The sequence below is a fragment of the Marisediminitalea lipolytica genome (genome assembly GCF_001758465.1).
Taxonomy (GTDB): domain Bacteria; phylum Pseudomonadota; class Gammaproteobacteria; order Enterobacterales; family Alteromonadaceae; genus Alteromonas; species Alteromonas lipolytica.
In genome coordinates, this window is record NZ_MJIC01000010.1 from 400,229 (window position 1) to 420,325 (window position 20,097).

General features: G+C 51.4%; 12 protein-coding genes. 7 read left to right on the forward strand and 5 right to left on the reverse strand.

The features are described from left to right. Window positions 1-229 precede the first annotated feature (229 nt). Window positions 230-1,909, forward strand: a complete 1,680-nt coding sequence (locus tag BFC17_RS07305) for an AMP-binding protein (protein WP_070175796.1) — start codon at window positions 230-232, stop codon at window positions 1,907-1,909. 12 nt (window positions 1,910-1,921) lie between these two features. Then, a complete protein-coding gene (locus tag BFC17_RS07310; RefSeq protein WP_070175797.1) occupies window positions 1,922-2,290 on the forward strand; it encodes a hypothetical protein in 369 nt (122 codons plus the stop codon). A gap of 108 nt (window positions 2,291-2,398) precedes the next feature. Here BFC17_RS07310 and BFC17_RS07315 read toward each other — a convergent pair whose 3' ends face one another. Then, window positions 2,399-3,055 carry a dUTP diphosphatase gene (locus tag BFC17_RS07315; protein ID WP_070175798.1) on the reverse strand — a complete coding sequence of 219 codons (657 nt, stop codon included), beginning with the start codon at window positions 3,053-3,055 and terminating at the stop codon, window positions 2,399-2,401. A gap of 586 nt (window positions 3,056-3,641) precedes the next feature. Here BFC17_RS07315 and recC point away from each other — a divergent pair. The 3 genes from recC to recD are packed head-to-tail and all read left to right on the forward strand — an operon-like array spanning window position 3,642 to window position 12,366. Beyond that, the gene (gene recC, locus BFC17_RS07320; protein ID WP_070175799.1) at window positions 3,642-6,935 is read left to right on the forward strand and encodes an exodeoxyribonuclease V subunit gamma; all 3,294 of its coding nucleotides are present in this window, start codon (window positions 3,642-3,644) and stop codon (window positions 6,933-6,935) included. Then, window positions 6,932-10,510, forward strand: coding sequence for an exodeoxyribonuclease V subunit beta (gene recB / locus BFC17_RS07325; RefSeq protein WP_070175800.1), 3,579 nt, complete (start codon window positions 6,932-6,934; stop codon window positions 10,508-10,510). The genes recC and recB overlap by 4 nt, the downstream gene beginning before the upstream one ends. Beyond that, window positions 10,507-12,366 carry an exodeoxyribonuclease V subunit alpha gene (gene recD / locus BFC17_RS07330; protein WP_070175801.1) on the forward strand — a complete coding sequence of 620 codons (1,860 nt, stop codon included), beginning with the start codon at window positions 10,507-10,509 and terminating at the stop codon, window positions 12,364-12,366. Before recB ends, recD begins: the two co-directional genes overlap by 4 nt. Here the strand turns inward: recD and BFC17_RS07335 are convergent. Both BFC17_RS07335 and BFC17_RS07340 read right to left on the reverse strand, forming a co-directional pair. After that, entirely contained in the window at window positions 12,356-13,447 is a 1,092-nt protein-coding gene (locus tag BFC17_RS07335) for a M14 family metallopeptidase (RefSeq protein WP_083271628.1), read from the reverse strand. The genes recD and BFC17_RS07335 overlap by 11 nt on opposite strands. Before the next feature lie 2 nt (window positions 13,448-13,449). Further along, a complete protein-coding gene (locus BFC17_RS07340; RefSeq protein ID WP_070175802.1) occupies window positions 13,450-14,910 on the reverse strand; it encodes a glutamate-cysteine ligase family protein in 1,461 nt (486 codons plus the stop codon). A 307-nt stretch (window positions 14,911-15,217) separates the two neighbouring features. On the opposite strand from BFC17_RS07340, the gene BFC17_RS07345 reads away from it, so the two are divergent. Beyond that, window positions 15,218-17,566, forward strand: coding sequence for a zinc-dependent metalloprotease (locus BFC17_RS07345; RefSeq protein WP_070176267.1), 2,349 nt, complete (start codon window positions 15,218-15,220; stop codon window positions 17,564-17,566). 41 nt (window positions 17,567-17,607) lie between these two features. On the opposite strand, the gene BFC17_RS07350 is transcribed toward BFC17_RS07345, so the two are convergent. Both BFC17_RS07350 and BFC17_RS07355 read right to left on the reverse strand, forming a co-directional pair. Further along, the gene (locus BFC17_RS07350) at window positions 17,608-18,735 is read right to left on the reverse strand and encodes a M14 family metallopeptidase (RefSeq protein WP_070175803.1); all 1,128 of its coding nucleotides are present in this window, start codon (window positions 18,733-18,735) and stop codon (window positions 17,608-17,610) included. Between the two features lie 14 nt (window positions 18,736-18,749). Beyond that, window positions 18,750-19,505 carry a HesA/MoeB/ThiF family protein gene (locus tag BFC17_RS07355; protein WP_070176268.1) on the reverse strand — a complete coding sequence of 252 codons (756 nt, stop codon included), beginning with the start codon at window positions 19,503-19,505 and terminating at the stop codon, window positions 18,750-18,752. A gap of 82 nt (window positions 19,506-19,587) precedes the next feature. Between BFC17_RS07355 and moaB the strand changes: the two genes are divergently transcribed. Beyond that, entirely contained in the window at window positions 19,588-20,097 is a 510-nt protein-coding gene (gene moaB, locus BFC17_RS07360) for a molybdenum cofactor biosynthesis protein B (RefSeq protein WP_070175804.1), read from the forward strand.

A 20,097-nucleotide genomic window follows, 5' to 3' on the forward strand; every position in this document is an offset into this window, starting at 1 on the left:
CGTAAATTTTTCAAAATTAGCTATTATTACAAAAACACGAATGCGCCGGTGACACAATATAAACAAGGTAAGGCGCGAAACGGGGCGATAAACACCACCACGGTTTTAAAACAGCTGTTTAACGTTCATCATATTAATTCATTCGCTTTATTGCTAATGATTTTGTAAAGTCTTTGTTAACTATTCTGCAAAAAATAACAATAATCAAATCAAAAAGGTGGAAATCATAATGCCCGATGCGACTTCATCTCAATCTCAAAACTCTGCAATGTCGCTGCTCGAGTGTTTTTATTACCGTGAACAACACACACCGGATCAGCCTTTCCTGATCCAACCTGTAGCTGGCGAATACCAGACCTACAATTGGCGGGAGGTTGCAACCCAGGCAAGAAAGCTCGCCTGGCGGCTTACCAATATGGCGTTTGAGCCCGGAAGCCGGATTGCGATCTTGTCGAAAAACTGTGCTGAATGGGTGATTACCGATTTGGCTATAATGCTGGCCGGGCATGTGTCGGTACCGATATTTGCAACAGCGGGTACCGATACCATTCGCTATGTGCTTGCCCATGCCGATGTCAGGCTGGTTTTTGTGGGCAAACTGGACGAGGCCGAAAAGCAATTAAGCGCCATTGACGAAAAGATTACTACCGTCGCGTTTCCTTATCCTGGCCTTAAAACAACTTACAGCTGGACAGAGTTTTGTCACTGTGAAGCGATGACAACATCCCGGTTGCCAGCAGCTGACGAACTGATGACCATTATTTATACCTCAGGCAGCACCGGAAACCCCAAAGGTGTGATGCATTCATATGGTGCCATGGCATGGGCTGGCGCCCAGGGGAAACATGATCTTGGGCTGGATGATACCGATCGCCTGCTCAGTTACCTGCCGCTGGCACATATTACCGAGCGGGTACTGATTGAAATGGCCGCACTGCAATCAGGAATGACACTGTATTTTATTGAGTCGCTGGACACTTTTCAGCGTGATGTGCAGCATTGTCAGCCCACACTGTTTGTTTCGGTCCCCCGACTCTGGACCAAGTTTCAGCTGGGCATCTTGCATAAATTACCCCAGGCAAAACTCAATATCCTGCTTAAAATTCCGCTGGTCAGTAGCTTAATTAAACGCAAGATCCGCCATGGTCTGGGGCTGGCTCAAACTAAACTGTGCGCCAGTGGCTCAGCACCTTTGCCGCCGGTGATCACAGCCTGGTTTGAAAAACTGGGAATTGAGATTTGTGAAGGGTGGGGGATGACCGAAAATGCCGCGCTCGGCACTGCTTGTCTGCCGTTCAGAAAAGATAAGATTGGTTGTATTGGCGTACCCTGGGGCAATGTTACCCTCAAGCTTTCCGAGCAGCAGGAGTTGCTAACCAAATCGCCGGGCAATATGCAGGGTTATTATCAGGATCCACAGCGCACCGCCGAGGCTCTTACGGCCGATGGCTTTTTGCGCACGGGCGATAAGGCTATTGTCGATGCCGACGGCTATTACACTATTACGGGCCGGATTAAGGACATTTTTAAAACGGCCAAAGGAAAATATGTAACGCCTGCTCCTATTGAAGCAATGCTAATGGAAAATACCTTTATAGAGCAGGTGTGTGTTACCGGCGCCAGTCTGGCTCAGCCTGTTGCCCTGCTGGTGTTGTCCGAGGAAGCTCAGGAACATTCCCGGTCACACATAACTCATGCTTTACAACGCACCCTGGAAAAGGTGAATGGTCAGCTCGAAAGTCACCAGCGTCTTGATCATATGGTGATACTGGCTGAGCCCTGGACCATCGAAAACGACTTATTAACCCCTACGCTAAAAGTAAAACGCCATGTGCTGGAAGAACGCTTCCCTGATGTGATTCATCAGGCGTATACTGATAAGGTCATCTGGCAACATCATTCTGTTTAACAAGGAGGTACCATGAAACTGAACAAAGGGCTTATCTGGGCGAGTGCATTGTTGTGCTGTTCCTCGCAGGCTGTGGCGGACATTGCAGCTTTAAATGATGCAGCACATAAAATGTGTGAAAAAAGTAAAATGTGCGCTAAGCAGCAAATGGCAGCAGCCGGAGATTTACCACCGGGAATGGAAGCCATGATGACCAATGCGCTGGAAGAAATGTGTAAGCAGTACACGGTGATTGCACAGGTTGGCGAAGGCCATGAAATTGTTGAGCCCGCCACGGATTGCCTGAATTCTCTGGCATCGATGAGCTGTGACCAGCTAATGAATTCAGATGGCGAGACAGCGGCCTGCCAGCGCTACGAAGCCATTGCTGAAAAATACTGATTAATTTGTGCCATATTAGTCGAACTGTCAGCACAGGCATGCTTATTAAGCCTGCTCTGACAGTTTTCAGCTATGCAACCAGAGGATTGTGCGAATAGCGATACCTTATCAGGCCGGGTAGCGCTGTTGTAAACCCTGATACACTAAATCGGCGTAGTCTGGTGCGTTAATATCCAGTGCCGCCAGTACTTCAACCAGGTGTTCGTTATCTTCACGACCCTGCCAGGTTTTCTGATACGTTCCTGCTTTATAGCCGTTATCCTGACGGAAGAAATTCAGAATGTTTTTACCTACATACTGACGATACAGCTCGTCTCCGGACATTTCGCATTGTTCTACAATGTGCATAAATAATGGCACACTGAAGCGTTTGGCTGCGCATAATCCCGCCATGAGTTCCAGGTTGTCCAGCAAAGATTGTTTCAATGGGGCGTAGTCTTTGCCATCAAAGGTAACCACCGGCTCAGCCTGTTGCGCCAGTTGTGCCGCCAGGGCATGGGCTGTTGCTTCGACGTCGCCGCTGTAATCGATAATGCTGGCAGACAAAGCAAAGTGCCAGATATCAACCAGCTCCATTTGTAGCTGTGGTAAATCTTTTTCCTGCGCCTTCCACCATTTCCAGCCATGGTGCTCTATGGCTTCCACCGATTCCACCATGGCTGCCCGTAAGTAGCCATAACCGGCAGTTAACCACTGCGGGTTCACCTTGATGTTCATGTTATTTTGTAAAGACAACATAGTATTAAGTTGTTGTTGAGTAAGCATACTTTACCTGTTTTAACTTTTATAAATGAAACGGGCGGTGGTGCTGAGTGCGCGATTAACCTGACAAGCAGAGACTAACCAGTGACCGTTTCGGTTTGCTTAATTTGCGCTTAGTTTAGCATGGCGTGTGACAGGTATGAACTTCGGTTGATATTGAGCTGGCTGATCAGTAGTGCATTTCAGCTATGCACCGTTGATGCACTTTTAATGAGCGCGTGCACCATAATGAGGAAGTGTAAGTTGGGGTGGTAGTGATCGACTTTATTTAAGTTATTGATTTTTATAAATTTAAATTTTGGCATTTATTCTGCAATAACCAATTTGTTAACTGCGCTAAATTCTGGCGCTAACTTTGGCCGGTGCCAGGCAACGCCGGCTCAAAGTTGTCAGAGTGTGGCCCGTAACCTTCCCCATACAGATTTTTCGTGTCCTGAGGTCTGTATGGGTTTTTTTATGTCCAAATTCTGATTCGCAGTAATATAACGTACAGGTTATATTTTGGCCAGTTAATTTCCCGCATATTTCTAAATTCATACTAAAGGTGCATACTTACCGTTGTTGATTCGGTAACAGGAACACCGACGTTTTGCTGACACTTTATCCCTCAAATAAACTGGAACATTTAAGCTTTCTTCTGGCCATCTTACTTGACCGGCAACCCGCACAGGGGCTGAGTCAGGACGTGATCCTGGTAGAAAGCCCTGGCATGCAACACTGGCTCAGTATGGAACTCGCCGCCCAGCGTGGTATTGCCATGAATATCGCTTATCCCTTGCCGGTAAGATTTATGTGGGATACCGCGCGGGCTGTGCTGGGGGATGAAGCGGTGCCCAAGGAGTCGCCATTTCGCCGTGAAACCTTGCGCTGGCGAATATACGGGCTACTGACCAGCGAAGCAGAGCTGGCCCATCCGGCTATGGACAGAGTAAACCATTTTCTGGTCAGGAGTCGTGACAATGGCAGCGGCCAGTTACAAAGTCTGCAACTGGCGGTGGCACTGGCCGATTTACTCGAACAATACCTGTTATACCGACCCGACTGGTTGCTAGCCTGGGAACGGCATGAGTCGGTACTGGCAGATGATAACGATGAACGCTGGCAGGCGCATATCTGGCGGCAACTGGTAAAAGATACGCCATATCATCCCGCACGGCTGCATGAGGAAATGGTGACTGCATTACAGCGCACCGATACCGCAAAGCTCAAAAAATCGTTGCCATCGCGAATAGTCCTGTTTGCCATTAATACTATGGCACCGCAATTTGTGGCTTTTCTCGACGCGTTAGCCATGCATGTGGATGTGCATTTATTTCATTTAAACCCCTGCGTAAATTACTGGGGCAACCTGTCAGGCCGGGCTGAGCAAGCCAGAATTTTACGCGAGCAGGGCATTGAGGCCTGGTTAACCCAGTCCCAGGATAACCCTCTGCTGGCCAATTTAGGTCGCCAGGGACGGGATCTGTTTAACCAGCTCACCGAACTGCAAAGCTACGAAATCAGCGCCTTTGATTTGCCCGCGCCGGATGAACAAGCCTCGCCACCCACGCTGCTGAGTTCAGTGCAGCAAGATATCCTGCAAGCCAGCGTGGGCAGTAATGACCAGTGCTGGCACGAAGACGATAACAGCATCCTGATAAACTCTGCGCACAGCACGCTACGCGAAGTGCAGGCTTTGCACGATTATCTGCTGACCCAACTGGCCATAGATAGCAGCCTGCAACCTCGCGATGTGCTGGTGATGTGTCCGGCCATTGAAGAGTACGCGCCGGCTATCGAGGCGGTGTTTGCCCGCGTGGGAGTCCAGCGCACAGAAAACGAAATGTCACCACGCATTCCCTGTACCATTGCCGACCGTTCGCCGTTGGATGCGGACCCGCTGGTTGCGGCTTTTTTGTCGTTGTTATCCTTACCAGACAGCCGTTTTAGTGTTACCCAGATTGTCGAATATTTAAGTTTGCCGCCGTTACAGCGCAAATTTAGTCTGTCAGAACAGAGTCTTACTGTTATCGAATACTGGCTTGAACGCGCCAACATTCACTGGGGACTGGATGGTACTCATAAAGCACAGGTCAGCGAGTCGGCCACCCAAAGTGCTATGTACAGCTGGCAGTGGGGACTACAACGGTTAATGCTCGGCATGATCAGCGAAGACGCCGTGCAGCTGCTGGATAACTGCGTCACGATTCCCGATGTGGAAGGGCAGGAAAGTGTTGAGCTGGGGCGGCTGATGCTGGTGATTGAGCAATTACAGGCGCATAACCGTCAGCTAAGTCAGCCGCGTACGGCTGAACAATGGCAGCACTATCTCAATACCCTGCGTGATGACTGTTTTACCCCCGGGAAGGAAGATATCGACAGTTGGGAAAGCATCGGTAAAGCGATTGCTGATCTGGCTCTGCAATGTCAGCAGGCGGGTTTTACCGGCGAGCTGAGTCTGGCCGAGGTCAGGGATATTTTAACCAAACGCTTTGCTACGCCAGACGCCGGTAACCACTTTATGACCGGGCAGGTGACCTTTTGTTCGATGCTGCCCATGCGAAGCATTCCATTTAAAATTATTGCCATTTTAGGCTTGAACGACGGCGATTTCCCGCGTACCAATCCCCCGGGCAGTATCAACATGATGGCTCGTCATCCTGCGCGCCTGGGCGATCGCTCGCGTCGGCAGGAAGACCGCTACTTGTTTCTTGAAGCCCTGATTTCAGCCCGTGAGGCGTTGTACCTCAGTTTTCAGGGACGCAGTGCATTAAATAATGCTGAGCGGCAGCCAAGTCTGGTGTTGCAGGAGTTGATGGACTTTATGCATCAGGCTTACCAATGGCAACCCGATGCCGTCAGGCAACTGCCATTGCACCCCTTTAGCCCGGCAGTATTTAAAGACAGCTGGCCAAGTTATGCCGGTGGCTGGTTCCGTCTGGCAAAGCGTATTCTTACGCCGGTGGCAGAAGACCCAGCTCAACTGTTGGAAATTTCCCGGCAGGCCCCCACGCTTCGTCAAATGAGTGTGACCGAGCTGGCCCGTTGCTTTGACGATCCGCTTGCCTGGCTGGCTAAGCAATTAGGTTTACGGCTGGAGCTGGACAATCGCTTACTGGAAGACAGCGAGCCCTTCGAAACCAATAAACTCAGTCGTTATCAGTTTGTCGATGAAGTTGTGGCTAATCATCACGCCACCACTATTAATGAGGTAACCCGGCAATTTTTACTCAGTGGCGATCTGCCGGACTCGCCATTAACCCGTCAGGAACTGGACCAGTGGCAGCAGGCCGCTGCCTTACTGGCTCAGGTGATCCCTCAGCAGGATGAGGCCCATTGCCAGGTTAACACCAGCGGCGAAAACTGGCAGTTGTACGGCAGCTGTTATCGACAGGATGACATGCTGATGTCTTACCATGTTGGTCAGCATCAGATAAGACGCAGTCTGGTGGCCTGGTTAACAATGTTAACCGCCAACGCGCAGGGCATTGATTTACCCTTAACGCTCTACTATGTGCAGTGGGACAAACAACCCCTCGCACTTAAATCTGAAACCTTTAAGCCGCTGGGCGAAAGTGAAGCCAAAGCACAGTTGAGTCGCTTTATTGCGGCGATTAACGATATTGAACAGCGCCCAACGCTGCTACACCTGGCTATTGCCGAGGTGTTTTATAAGTTTGCGAACATGACGGATGAGGACGATGACTGGCTTGATTCTGATCAATTGGAGCGGCGCTGGGGGGGATTAATCGATACTACCGATCCCTATAGTAAACTGGGTGGCAGTGCGTATTTTAACTGGTTTTATCCCACTGCAGTGCCGGTGAGTCAGGTGCCGCTAACCCGCCTTGCAGCATTGTATTGTGGATTTTTAAGCCACTATAAAAGGAGTGGCAAAAAATGAGTGCACAGCAGTTAGACGTCATTGACTTACCCCTGGCGGGCCGACACCTGATTGAAGCGAGTGCCGGAACCGGCAAAACCTTCAACATTACGCGAATTTATCTGCGTTGCCTGCTGGAACAAAAACTCACAGTACAACAAATACTGGTGATGACCTTTACCAAAGCGGCCACCGAAGAAATTCGCGGCCGGATAGCCGCCACGCTGCGCGAGGCGCTGGTTTACTGGCATGCCAGACGGGAGGGGCAGCAAGCCAAATCCGATCCGGTGCTAAACGCCGTTTATGACCGTCTTGATCCGGACGAAGCCGAGGCGTTATTGCAGGCGGCGCTGCTGGAGCTGGATGATGCGTCGGTGTTTACCATTCACAGTTTTTGCAACAATGTGCTGGCCGATTTGGCGTTTACCTCAGCTGCGCCGCTGGAACTGGCGCTGGCAACCGACACTAAGGCGTTGTATTTACAGGGCTGCGAGGATTTTATTCGTAAAATCAGTCAGGATGATGCCGCGTTTGCTTTGTTGGCCGAATGCGGCTGGCATACTCCGGATGCGTTACTCAGTGAGTTTTATTCGCTGTTTGAGTTTGCCGACCGGCCTGAACTGGCCAGTACCGAAACCATAGAACAGCAGTTTGACCAACTGCTGGTGCGCCTGGCTGAGCGCTATAAACCTCAGGCCGACGGCATTTATACAACGCTGGTGGATAACGAAGCCTTGTTTATGAGTGCCCTGATTGGCAAAGACGCTGAACGTGCCCGTGAGTGGCAGGTTATTCTCGACTGGCTGTTTAACGGCCCGTTGTATGAAGTGCCTGAGGAGTTGGGTAAATTTGTTAATGGCAATCGGTACCGGGCCAAACGAGAGGGCATTGAGCAGGCAAAAGCGATAGTTGAGCCGGTTAAAGACTTGCGTAAAAGCCTTAACGAAGAGGTCGCCGACGTATTCAGCAAAAAACAGGCGCTACTGGCCAGATTGCCGGTTTACACGGTGGTGTGTAATGCCGTTGATTTTGTCCGCGACTATGTCAAAAAACAAAAACAACGGTTAAATACAGTCGATTTCAATGATCTGATCCGCTTATTAGCCGCGCAAATCGACAGCGCTGACTCGCCATTGTGTCAGCAACTGCGCCAGCGTTATCCGGTGGCACTGGTGGATGAATTCCAGGATACCGACGCTGATCAGTATCACATTCTGGCCAATGTCTATGCTGCCCAAAACGAGGACGAGTCACCGCAAACGACGCTGCTGATGATTGGCGATCCGAAACAGGCCATTTACGGTTTTCGCGGCGGTGATATTTTTACCTATTTACAAGCGGCGCGTCAGGCCCGCTATCGATGGGTCATGGACACTAACTGGCGCTCGGTTAAACCCATGGTAGAGGCGTACAATCGCCTGTTTTGGGGCGCGCCAGTCTCTGAACCGGCCCGCGATGTTTTTCGGTTCGGGATTGGCTATGAGCCGGTCAAAGCCAGTGACGGAGCGAAAGCTGCGGCTATCCCGCTGGTGGACAGTGCGAACGACAGGGCTGCGTTAACCTTTATTGCCGATGAGCCCCTTGAGGACGACAGCAAGGCAAAGGGCGCAACCCGCTTGCGGCTGGCTAAACAACTCACCAATGAGATTTTGCGCTTGCTGGCGCAGGCGACCCTTGGCGATCGCGCTGTGTTACCGGCTGATATTGCGATTCTGGTACAAACCGGTACCGAAGCTGATATTGTGCAGAGCGCGTTGAAGGCGGTTGGCCTGCCGTCGGTCTATTTATCTAACCGTAACAGTTTGTTTGCCAGCTCAGAAGCGGCCGACTTACTGATGGTGCTTAACGCAATCTGGCATGCTCACGATCTGCGTTTGGTTAACAGTGTTGTGGCCAGTCCGTTACTGGGCCTTAGTCGCGAACAGATACACACGTTGCTGACCGATGAATATGCCAGCGACTGGGATCGCCTGTTGATGCAAATTGCCCAGTTGCGTGAGATTTGGACTCGTCAGGGGGTTATGGCACTCATTCTGGGCATGTTGCAAAACAGCTATATGCCGCGCGGTGGCGATGCTGAGCGCAGTCTGACCAATTACCAGCACCTTGGTGAAGTACTGGAAGAGGCAGCGCGGACCTATACCCAGCCGGGTCATCTGCTTAACTGGTTGCACCGTCAGGTGCGCCAGCCAGAGCAGTCCCAGGAGCATATTCAACGGCTGGAAAGTGACGCCAGACTGATTCAGATAGTCACCCAGCATGGCTCCAAGGGGCTTGAATACCCAATTGTGTTTGTACCCTTTGCCAGTGAGTATCGCGATCCGCTGAGTTTTGGCGGGCGTCAGTCTCAGGTATTGCGTTTTTATGATAGCGAAACCGCATCACAACGCATGGCATTAGGCGCGCCACCGGCTATCCAGGCACGGGTTAAAAGTGAGGGCGACGCAGAGTCCATGCGCTTGCTTTATGTGGCTATTACGCGGGCTTCACACCGCTGCTATCTGGGCGTGGCAGAGAGCAAACTCAGTGAACAGTCGGCCCTTGGCACCCTCGTGCGGCGCGAGGCGTTTAACGACTGGCAGGAGGCAGTTCAGGCCATTGTGAGTGAAGGCGCTGGCCACACGGCAATGCTCACCCACATTGATGAAGTGCCCCTGACGCTGGCGCAGGAGCAGGCCGCTGAGCTCAGTTGCCAGACATTCCAGCGCCCACTGGATGACAACTGGCGTTTGTATTCGTTTTCGGCGCTCACCCGCCAGGTGGCGCATACCAGTTTTCGTCAGCGTGAGGCCGAGTCTTTTAGTGATGGGCCTTCGGTAGCGGTCGCACCGGTTAGCAGCCCGGCCTTGCGTTTTGCCTTAAAAGCCGGCGCGCAAAGCGGTAATTTGTTACATGATTTACTTGAAGTCACCGATTTCAGTGCCCCCGACTGGCAGGAAAACGGCGTCGCAATAGCCAAACGCTACGGCATTGAAGAGACCTCTCACAATGCCTTATTTGAGTGGCTCGAAGAGGTGTTACAAACGCCTCTGGTACTGGAACCGGATGGGGAGGCATGCTTACAGCTGGCCGATTTACCGCTGTCTGACACCCTGCGTGAAGCTGAGTTTTATTTCCCGCTACAGTCGGCAAACCGCCGTGCGGTTGGTCGGGTATTGCAGGCTCATCGTGATAGTCTGGCAATCGAAGCGTTACCGGTAGCGCTGGATGGCGTTCAGCTTGATGGCATGATGCATGGCTTTATCGACTTAATTTTTTGTCATCAGGGGCGTTATTTTGTGGCCGATTACAAGTCGACCTTTTTAGGTGACAAACCTGGTGATTATCACCCGCATAAGCTGTGTCTCAATAACCAGCAACATTATTACGATCTGCAGTATCTGATTTACAGTGTGGCTTTGCATCGCTTTTTAGCTCAGCGGATTGAAGACTACGACCCTGATAGTCATTTTGGTGGTGTAGCGTATTTTTATTTACGGGGCATGTCACCCGATTTTCCGCCGGGCAGTGGGGTGTTTTTTGATCCATTGTCCACCGCATTAATCGAACAAATGGAGCAGGCTCTGACCGCTAAGGTAACGGAGGGCGCACAATGATGTTTACCGATTATAACCAGTGCGCAGCACAGCTGGCTGATATCGAAGCCATCGATTATTTTTTTGCCCGCGAAATTGCCCAACTCACCCAAAGTGACAATGACACGGCTTTTATGCTGTTACTGGCGCTTAGTCAGGCGCAGCGTATGGGCAACAGTTGCCTGCTGCTGTCGGAACTTGCCGGGCAGCGGCGTTTTGACCGTGCCGACGAGGACGAAAGCGGCTTTATCTTTGCCGCTCAGGACGTGCTTGCCGAACAGGCTCAGCTGTTATGCGCCAATGAAAAACTGGCGGGTAAATTACGTTATCACGACGGACGTTTGTACACCGCCCGATACTGGCAGTTTGAGCAGGAACTGGTTGGCAGAATTGCCGAACGGATGACACCGTTAGCCTTAACCGCAGAGCAAATGAGCCGTTTAACGGCACTCTGGCCTGCGCTTTTTGATGTCACAGCAAGAAGCACTCAGGACTGGCAGCAGGTCGCTACCGCGCTGTGCGTTAACCGCGTATTCGCAATGCTATCCGGTGGCCCGGGGACCGGTAAAACCTACACTATTGCACGCTTGCTAATGGCATTGCAGGTGGCCTGGCAGGGCGAACTTAATATCGTATTGACCGCACCAACCGGGAAAGCAGCCCAGCGTCTTACCGAGTCGGTTGCTGCTGCTTTAGCCCAGTTTGCTGATGAACCTGCGTTAGCTGGCTATGCGCGTAGTTTAACGCAACCAGCCATGACCCTGCACCGCCTGTTGGGCATGCCTCGCTGGGGCATTCAAAGCCGCTTTAATCAACACAATCCGTTGGTGGCGGATGTGGTCATTGTGGATGAAAGCTCAATGATTGATTTAGCCCTGATGACCCGACTATTCCGGGCGCTGGGCAAAGATACCCGGGTGTTGTTAGTCGGCGATCCCATGCAGTTGCCTTCGGTGGAAGCCGGTAACGTGCTGGGCGATATCATTGCAGCCTTTGCAACAGATTCAGATGATGTGGTAGACAGCGCATCACAAAAGCAATTGCATGCTTTGTGTCCGCATTTGCCTGCACTTGCTGTACAGCAGGAGCTGACTCACCCCACGGTGCACTTTGAGCTGAAGCAGGCCCAGCGTTTCAGTGGGCAGTTGGCCGACGTCGCCAGCGCGGTTAATCTGGGTAGCATCGAGGCTATCTGGCCATCACTGCCTGAGCTGAATGCGGCGCAATCGCAGCAGGTAGATGGCGTTGCTCAGTGCGGATTTAACGTTATAGGCCAAGCTTTTAATACACTGGCCCGACAGTGGTTTGGGTCCATTGCCAGCGCTGAATCGCTGACTGCGGCTATGGCGCAACTGCAGGCGGTAAGGTGGCTGACGCCGTTCAGACAGGGCGACTGGGGCGCCGACGTTCTCAATCAACGGCTGGAAAAGCTGCTGGCACCTGGCGAACAGCGGGGTTTTTATCGTGGGCGGCCGATAATGATTACCGAAAATCATCACGGCCAGCGTTTATATAATGGCGATGTCGGACTTATCTGGCCAGATGAGGCTGGTGTATTAAAAGCCTGGTTTGCTGGCGCTGACAACCAGTACCGCGCAATTCCGATTATGCGCTTACCGCGCCACGAAACCGTCTATGCCATGACCATCCATAAGTCTCAGGGCTCAGAGTTTGCCCACCTGCTGCTGTTTATTCCTGAGGCGCCGTCAAAACAGGCGGCGCAAATTTACAGCCGGGAATTAATTTATACCGGGTTAACCCGTGCCAAACAGGGCGCGGTGCTGGTCACCCATCAGGCTGCGTTGCAGGCCGTTGTTGCCCGTCGACAACAACGTAAAACCGGCCTGGTAAACAAACTCAGTGTGATTAATCGCTAAGGGGCACTTCAGTAATGTGCTGCTGACGTACGGTATTGGTGGGTTGCTCGTTAATGTCCACAAAATACAGCAGACAGTCAGACTTAGCGATATCACTGCGGGTAGTGACCATAAAGAATTTGAGCGGACGGGTGACGGTCAGTTCACTGTTGTCAGCGCAAAAATAGTCGCCGAGGTACTCATTTTTTCGTTGACCTGACAGGCGAAAATGTTCCAGTCGGCAGTGATCTACCCAGCCCAGCACATCACCGGGGCGGGTTATTCCGAAATTGCGTTGTTCTATATCCTGTCGAATAGTCACATTGGCTCCAAACACCGGGCGCTCGGCATAAGCCAGGCTGGCCTGGCCGTGGATTTCCAGGCGCTTGGGATGTTCCAGCAGTTCCACATCCTGTCGGGGCGTGAAAATATCCTGAACCGACAGAAACGAACGTAATCCGTTATAGGCGTTAATTGTCGCCAGTTCATCCTGGGCACCGCCAGACTCTATGGTCACCACCGGACAGCAAAAAGGCACTTCCATCAGCGAACCAAGCTGAATATCGGTATGAATAAACCAACGGGTAAAATGTGAGGCCAGCGCGGAATGCTGAGCACTTAGCCGACTCGCCACACTGAACGCTGGGCCACTGCCGGACGTATTATGCACATCAAGAATGGCTTCAGGCGCTAAATCAACCAGATAATCCAGAACAAGTTTGGCTAATAAGCCTGGCCGGTCACTGTAGGGCGGTTTAAAACAGCGGTTAATATCGCGCTCACCCGGCAGCGCGCGATGGGTGAATAAAGGCTCGTGCAGAGCTGCTATCGCTGAAACCACAATAAACGTGGTATCGGCATAGGGCTCGAAACCTTCTTTAAGTAACCGGTGCAAAGCCTGAAAACCAGAGGGTTCGTTACCGTGCAGCAGGGTAGTGATGGCGCGTTTACGACGGGTTTTACCCGGCACAAAAATCACCGCCGGACCGTTGAGCTGCTGTAGAAAGGCGATGCTCGAGTCTGGAATACTCTCAGGCTGAGGTGCATTGAGTACCTTGAATTCGGGTAACACAGTTGTGGTGGCTAATTTGCGTTGTCCCATAACTACTCCCAATAAGCGACCGGCTCACCGCCGTGACTCAACTGATAATACCGGCGACAAAGTTCGCTTAGTACTTTGGATTCTGGATATTCATTCATAAGTGATTTGTAGGTATTTAATTGCCAGGTCGCGCCAGTCTGACGCGCCGCAAGACGATGTTCGATGATGCGCAGGTAATGATCTCGCTCGGCTTTGTCGACGCCAATTCTGGCCAGTCCGTCATCGGCTTTTACCAATAAATCGGCAAGAATTTCGGTGACCCGGTATTCCCTGAGGTGGCGCTGATGCTTGTGCGGCCAGAGAATATGGGCATTCAAACCAGACTGGGCACAGCGGTAAAAATTATACTCGGAATAACGAAATGGCAGCCGTTGCAGGTAGTCTTCGATGTGATCAGACAAGCCTTCGACCAGGCCAACCTGTAATGCGGCGTTGGCGAGCATATCTTCGTGGGTCGGGCCCGCCGGTAAGCTACGGTATTCAATGCGTACGTGACCATTTTCGCCGGGGTCAAAAATACCACGGTTCCAGCTCCATACCGTACCATGATGCAAATTCAGTTCGGCAAAGGGTTTGGCATTTCCATGCAGTTTTTCAGCGACCACCGGCAACACGGCAGGGTAGAGTGCCACGCTCTCGGTAAGGCAGTCTGTGATACCATTTCTTAGCCAGCCATGGCCATAACTTACCCGGGCGGGTTGTCGCCATTGGGTTGCCGTACTGTCGCGATAGTCAATGGATTGTTTAAACAGGGCAATTCGGGTTTCCTGCCACAACCGTTTACCCATAAAAAACGGTGAGTTTCCCGCCAGTGCCAGCACCAGCGGTGAAATTAGCTGGGCGGTGTTGTAGCAGTCGGCAAAGCGCGCATTGGCGATTCGGTGATGCAGTTGAAAGGACGTATTTGCGCCTTCCAGCGTGACATCATCACAGGTGGTTTTTATTACATCCTGGCCGTGAATATCGATATCAAAGGGGCCGTCACGCTGGGCACTTAATTGCTGGCTAAGGGCTTTATAACGCGGCCGGTTGGTCAGATAGTCTTCGGTAAGATGGCTGGCCGACAGCGTCGGCAGAATACCAATAGCCATGGCATGACCGTCATACAGGCTGGCGGTCTGATCAATAACACGAGTGGCTTTTTGCAACTGTTGACCAAGCGCAGAAAAGGGCTTGCCAGACGCGCTTACCGGGGTCAGATTGAATTCAATGTTATATTGGTTGAGCTCTTCCTGCAGGCCATCAATACGGGCTTTTTCCAGTACGGCTTCATTCAGGGGCGCGGGGTTAAACTGACGATTAACCAGATAATATTCCAGCTCGGCACCCAGTGTGATGTCATCAGTATTGTAGCAATCCCGGGTTAACTCCGTGTTTACCCGGGCTAACTGCGCATGTACCCGCTCATCAAACAGCGCTCGCTGAGTATCAGTGAAATCATGCTGTTGAAAATTAAGCCCCATGCAAGTTGGTCCTGTGTTGATTTGTTAAAATTTCGGTTTACCGCTTTGCAGGTTACGACAGCCTGTAAAATCCTCCTTGATGCAGATCAAGCGAGATCACAACATATTTACGGGGTAAAAAATGTTTGCGGCAAATCAATAGGATCGGTGCCAATTTTCCATTGGTCGGTACTTCTGGTGGTTTGGTCAGGCCGGTGTAGATTTATCTGCCTGCTTTGGGTAGCGTAAAAATCTTACAATAACAAATGACTATAATCCGGAGGAACAACAGGTGCGCTTATATGTGCTGTTAGCAAGTCTGGTGTTGATGAGTGTTACGCCTGCATGGGCAGAGACCATCGCATCGTTTACCCAAAAAATGCAAAAACAAACGGGATTTATCCCGGTGTATTACGATGTCGCGGCCGACAAAGTGTATTTACAAATTGATACGGTTAACGCGCCTTTTTTGTTTCAATCCAGTTTACCCCAGGGCGTCGGGTCGAATGACATTGGATTAGACCGCGGCCAGTTAGGGGCTACCCGTCTGGTCCAGTTTGAGCGCTACGGCAACAAATTGCTGCTTAAACAGTTAAATACCGGGTACCGTGCCAGTGGCAGTAATCCTGCCGAGCACGCCAGCATCGATGAAGCCTTTGCTGACTCGGTTATCGCCGGTTTCCCAATTGTTGCCAGCAATGACGGTAGCGTACTGATTGATTATACTGATCAGTTATTCAGCGACATTCACGGTATTGCCAAGCGTTTAAAAGCCCGCAAACAGGGCAGCTTTAAAGCCGATGCCAAGCGCAGTGGTGTATATCTGCCGCGCACTAAGGCTTTTCCGCTGAACACCGAACTGGAAGCACTGGTGACCTTTGGTGGCGATGGAACCGGAGAATACCTGCGTCAGGTAACGCCCGATGCCGACAGCGTCACGGTGCATCTGCATCACTCGTTTGTCGCGTTGCCTGATGATAATTACCAGCCGCGTCCGTTTCATCCGTTTTCCGGTTACTGGAAGCGCAGCTGGCAGGATTACTCGGTACCGATTACCGAACCCCTCGAACAAGCTTATATTCCCCGTCATCGTCTGGCGAAAAAAGACCCGTCGGCAGAACTGAGTGAGCCGGTAGAACCCATTGTTTATTATTTGGATCCCGGTATTCCGGAGCCAGTACTGAGCGCCTTAAAAGAAGGGGCAAGTTGGTGGAATCAGGCGTTTGAGGCGGCGGGTTACATTAATGCGTTTCAGGTAAAAATATTACCGGCCGATGCTGACCCTATGGATGTTCGTTACAACGTAATCAACTGGGTTCACCGTGCTACCCGTGGCTGGTCTTATGGTTCTTCTGTGGTTGATCCGCGTACCGGCGAAATTATTAAAGGCCACGTTACGCTGGGCTCGCTGCGGGTGCGTCAGGATTACCTGATTGCGCTGGGCTTAACCAGTCCGTTTACCTCTGAAAACGCAGTGACGACAGAACAAAAAGAGATGGCCCTGGCCCGTATTCGTCAGTTATCTGCACATGAAGTCGGCCATACCCTGGGTATCGCACATAACTTTGCCGCCAGCGAAAATGGCCGTGAGTCAGTGATGGACTACCCCCATCCCAAGATTGATATCAAGGGCGATCGACTGTCTCTGGCCGATGCTTATGACGAAGGTATGGGTGAGTGGGATAAGTATGTTATTGCCTACGGTTATCAGGATTTTGCCGAGGGTACCGACAGTGCATTCGAGCTTAATGCGTTGGTCACCAGGGCTCGCAACGCAGGCTTAAAATATAAATCAGATGCGGACTCACGCGCCTCACGTCATGCCTCATCCGATGGTCACATGTGGGACAACGGTGAAAACCCGCTGGCCGAATACGATCATCTCCTTGAGGTGCGCCGGATTGCGCTGGCTAATATGGGGCTTAATACGGTCGCAACCGGCAACAGCTTATCTTCGCTGGAAAACGCGCTGGTGCCGGTTTATCTGTTACACCGTTATCAACTGGAAGCGCTGGCCAAACAGGTAGGTGGTATTCATTACTCCTACGAAAATAAAGGCGATTATGCTACGCCTCGCGGGGTCAAACTGGTGCCTTCGGAAACCCAGGTTGAGGCGATGATGCGCCTTATTGAAGCCTCCGGCGCGGAATTACTGGCGCTACCTGCTACTATCCGACAGCTTATAACGCCACCGATTTACGCCGAAGCACAAACCCGCGAGCAGTTTAATGGTCGTATGGGGCGGGTGTTTGATCCGGTGTCGGCGGCAGAAAGTGCTGCGGCGTTCAGTCTGCAATTGTTGCTGACGCCGGAGCGGTTAAATCGCCTGGCTTACCAGCATAGTCAGCAATCCAGTGTCCCCGGCGTTGATGACGTGGTACGTAAAATTTTCTCCATGCATTTTTATCGTCAGCCGGAACCCCAGGATATTCTTGTTGCACGCTTGCAACTGGTCGCATTACAAAGTGTGATTGAGGCTTTGCTAAGCGATGAAACCGCACCAGAAGTAAAGCTGGCTATTACCACTGAACTGATGACCTTAACCGAATGGCTCGAAGAGGAAGATGATGTGCCGGCTTATCGCGGCCTGGAACATTACCTGGAGCATTTCTTCGATACCGGTGAATGGCAAATGCGTTTTACGCCTAAGCCATTACCACCCGGTTCGCCGATTTAACCCGGTAAGCAAAGACAGGAGGGCGTTTAACGCCCTCTTTTTTATGCCCCGGTCAGCTCAAAGTAGTTAGTAAAACACTTATACAGTTGGGTGCCGCTAAGTACAGAGGCAGAAGGGAAGTGCAGCATCGGAATTAAGTCGCAGGGGGCCAGAATATCATGACTGCCCTTGTCATTATCCAGTTCATCTATGTTTAACACGCGGGCCAGCAGAGCCCCTTGTTTGATATGCTCGCCGGGTTTAGCACAATATTCCACCATGCCACCCCAGGACGTAAACAAGGTTTTGTAATCTTTGAGCATAACGCCAATGCGCGGCATGGTCAGCGGTTGAATCTGACTTTCCGGCAATAAACCTTTTACTGTGAGATAACTCAGAATACTTTTGGCATCAATTTCACCTTCAGTAAAATCGATAACTTCCTGACTGCCCATTTCCAGCGTAAAGGCTTCAACGCCAAACTCCAGGTCACGGTTATCGCGCTGATTAAGTATCTCGGTGAGTGTCCACCAGGGGCAAAACGTGGCTTCATCCAATGCGCCGGCGAACACATTTGGGATAAAAATGCAGTGCGGAAAATTAAACGCTGTGGCACTTTCCCTGGCGTATTCCGGAATATAAATGTGGCGGGTGGAAACCGGACCGTTATGTAAATCCAGCACATAATCAGCATCCAGGGCCAGCTGTTGCAGCCTTAAGTTGAGCTGTTGGGCAAGACCGAGCCCCCAGGGGCTGGCCAGCTTATCGCTGATGGCTTTAGCGAGATGCTCACGAAAGCGTTGCTTAATAGACGCGGTGGACTCTTCGGCGGTAACCGTATCGGCAAACGCCATCACCTGGGCGGCATCATAATGATAGCCCCGGTTCCAGTTGGTACCATTAACCGGATCAAAGCGACCAAGCGTGTACTCTCCGGCCTTTATATTGGTTCCTACGGGATTACAGTTTGGTACCAGCGTAATTTCGCCACAAATGGGCAAACTTTGCAGCCACTGAATCAGATGGTAGATCACTACGTTGCCCTGAACTTCTGCGCCGTGGATAGAGCTTTGAATATAAACCTTAGGGCCGGGGCGCTGGCCTTTGATGTGGTAAACCGGCACATTCATACTGCGCCCCGAGGCATTTTGCGCAACCCGGATATGGTGTTTGTTAACGTGATTTAGCATATAAACTGATATTCTTATTGAGGCTGACAAACAGGACACTGCGGATCTGCAGGTACGCTAAAGCTTTGCCAGGTTAAAGACAAGCCATCATAGGTCATAAGTTGTCCGGGCGGTAGCACCTCGATGCCCATAAGCATCAACAATGCAATATGCGCCTGCTGCGTACCAATAGCACTCACGACCGGCGCGAAAATACCGGCTTCATTGCAGGATAACGCCTGCGCCGAAAATAACCGCGAGACACACTGATAGCATGGACTTTGCTGGCGCGGATCAACTACCTGCAACTGGCCTTCAAAGCGGATTGATGCCGCACTCACCAATACCCGCTGTTGCTGATAACACTGGGCATTAATTTGCAGGCGGCTGGCCGGATTGTCGGTGCAGTCCAAAACCATATCGTGCTGCTGAATAAGCGCCGCCAGGTCTTCATCGTTGAGTCGTTGGCTGATAACGCTAATCCGGCAGTCGGGATTGAGTGCATGGAGTCTGTCACGGGCTGCGTGAACCTTGTATTGCCCTACCTGAGCGTGGCTGTATAGCCACTGGCGAGGCAAATTAGAGCTGGCCACAATGTCATCATCCACCAGGGTGATTTTACCGACCCCGCTGGTGCACAATAACTGGGCGGCCGGGCAACCAAGTCCGCCCATACCGATAACCAGGACCTGCGCATTGAGCAGGGCCTCCTGACCGCTGAGATCGATTTGCGGCAGGACAATGTGGCGATTGTACGTCATTGCCTGAGCGTAGCTGAGAGTATCTGCCATGGTAAGACTTTTATCCTGATATATTTCAACGCATAATGTACCAATTCGACAGTCCTGTCGCAGCAGATTTTTAAGGACCAGCATGACAACCGCTTCTGAATCACTCGCAATTGCTATTTTAACCGTTTCTGACACCCGTACGCTGGACACTGATACCTCCGGTGCTTATCTGGCCGAGGCTGTCACTGAAGCAGGCCATCAGGTGGCGGCACGCCAGCTGGTCATTGATGACATCTACCAGCAGCGAGCGATTGTCTCGGCGTGGATTGCTGACCCGGCTATTGAGGCCATTCTGGTTACCGGCGGTACCGGCTTTACCGGACGGGACTCAACACCGGAAGCACTCAGTGTTTTATTTGATAAAACGGTAGACGGTTTTGGCGAACTGTTTCGTTATCTCAGCTATAACGAAATTGGTACCTCAACCATTCAGTCCCGGGCACTGGCTGGTTTTGCCAATCGCACGGTTATATTTTGTCTGCCGGGTTCAACAGGGGCGTGCAAAACGGCCTGGCAGGGCATTATCTGTTCGCAGCTGGATTCTACCTTTAAGCCTTGTAACTTTGTTGGTCATTTAAAAGGGGCTCACTAA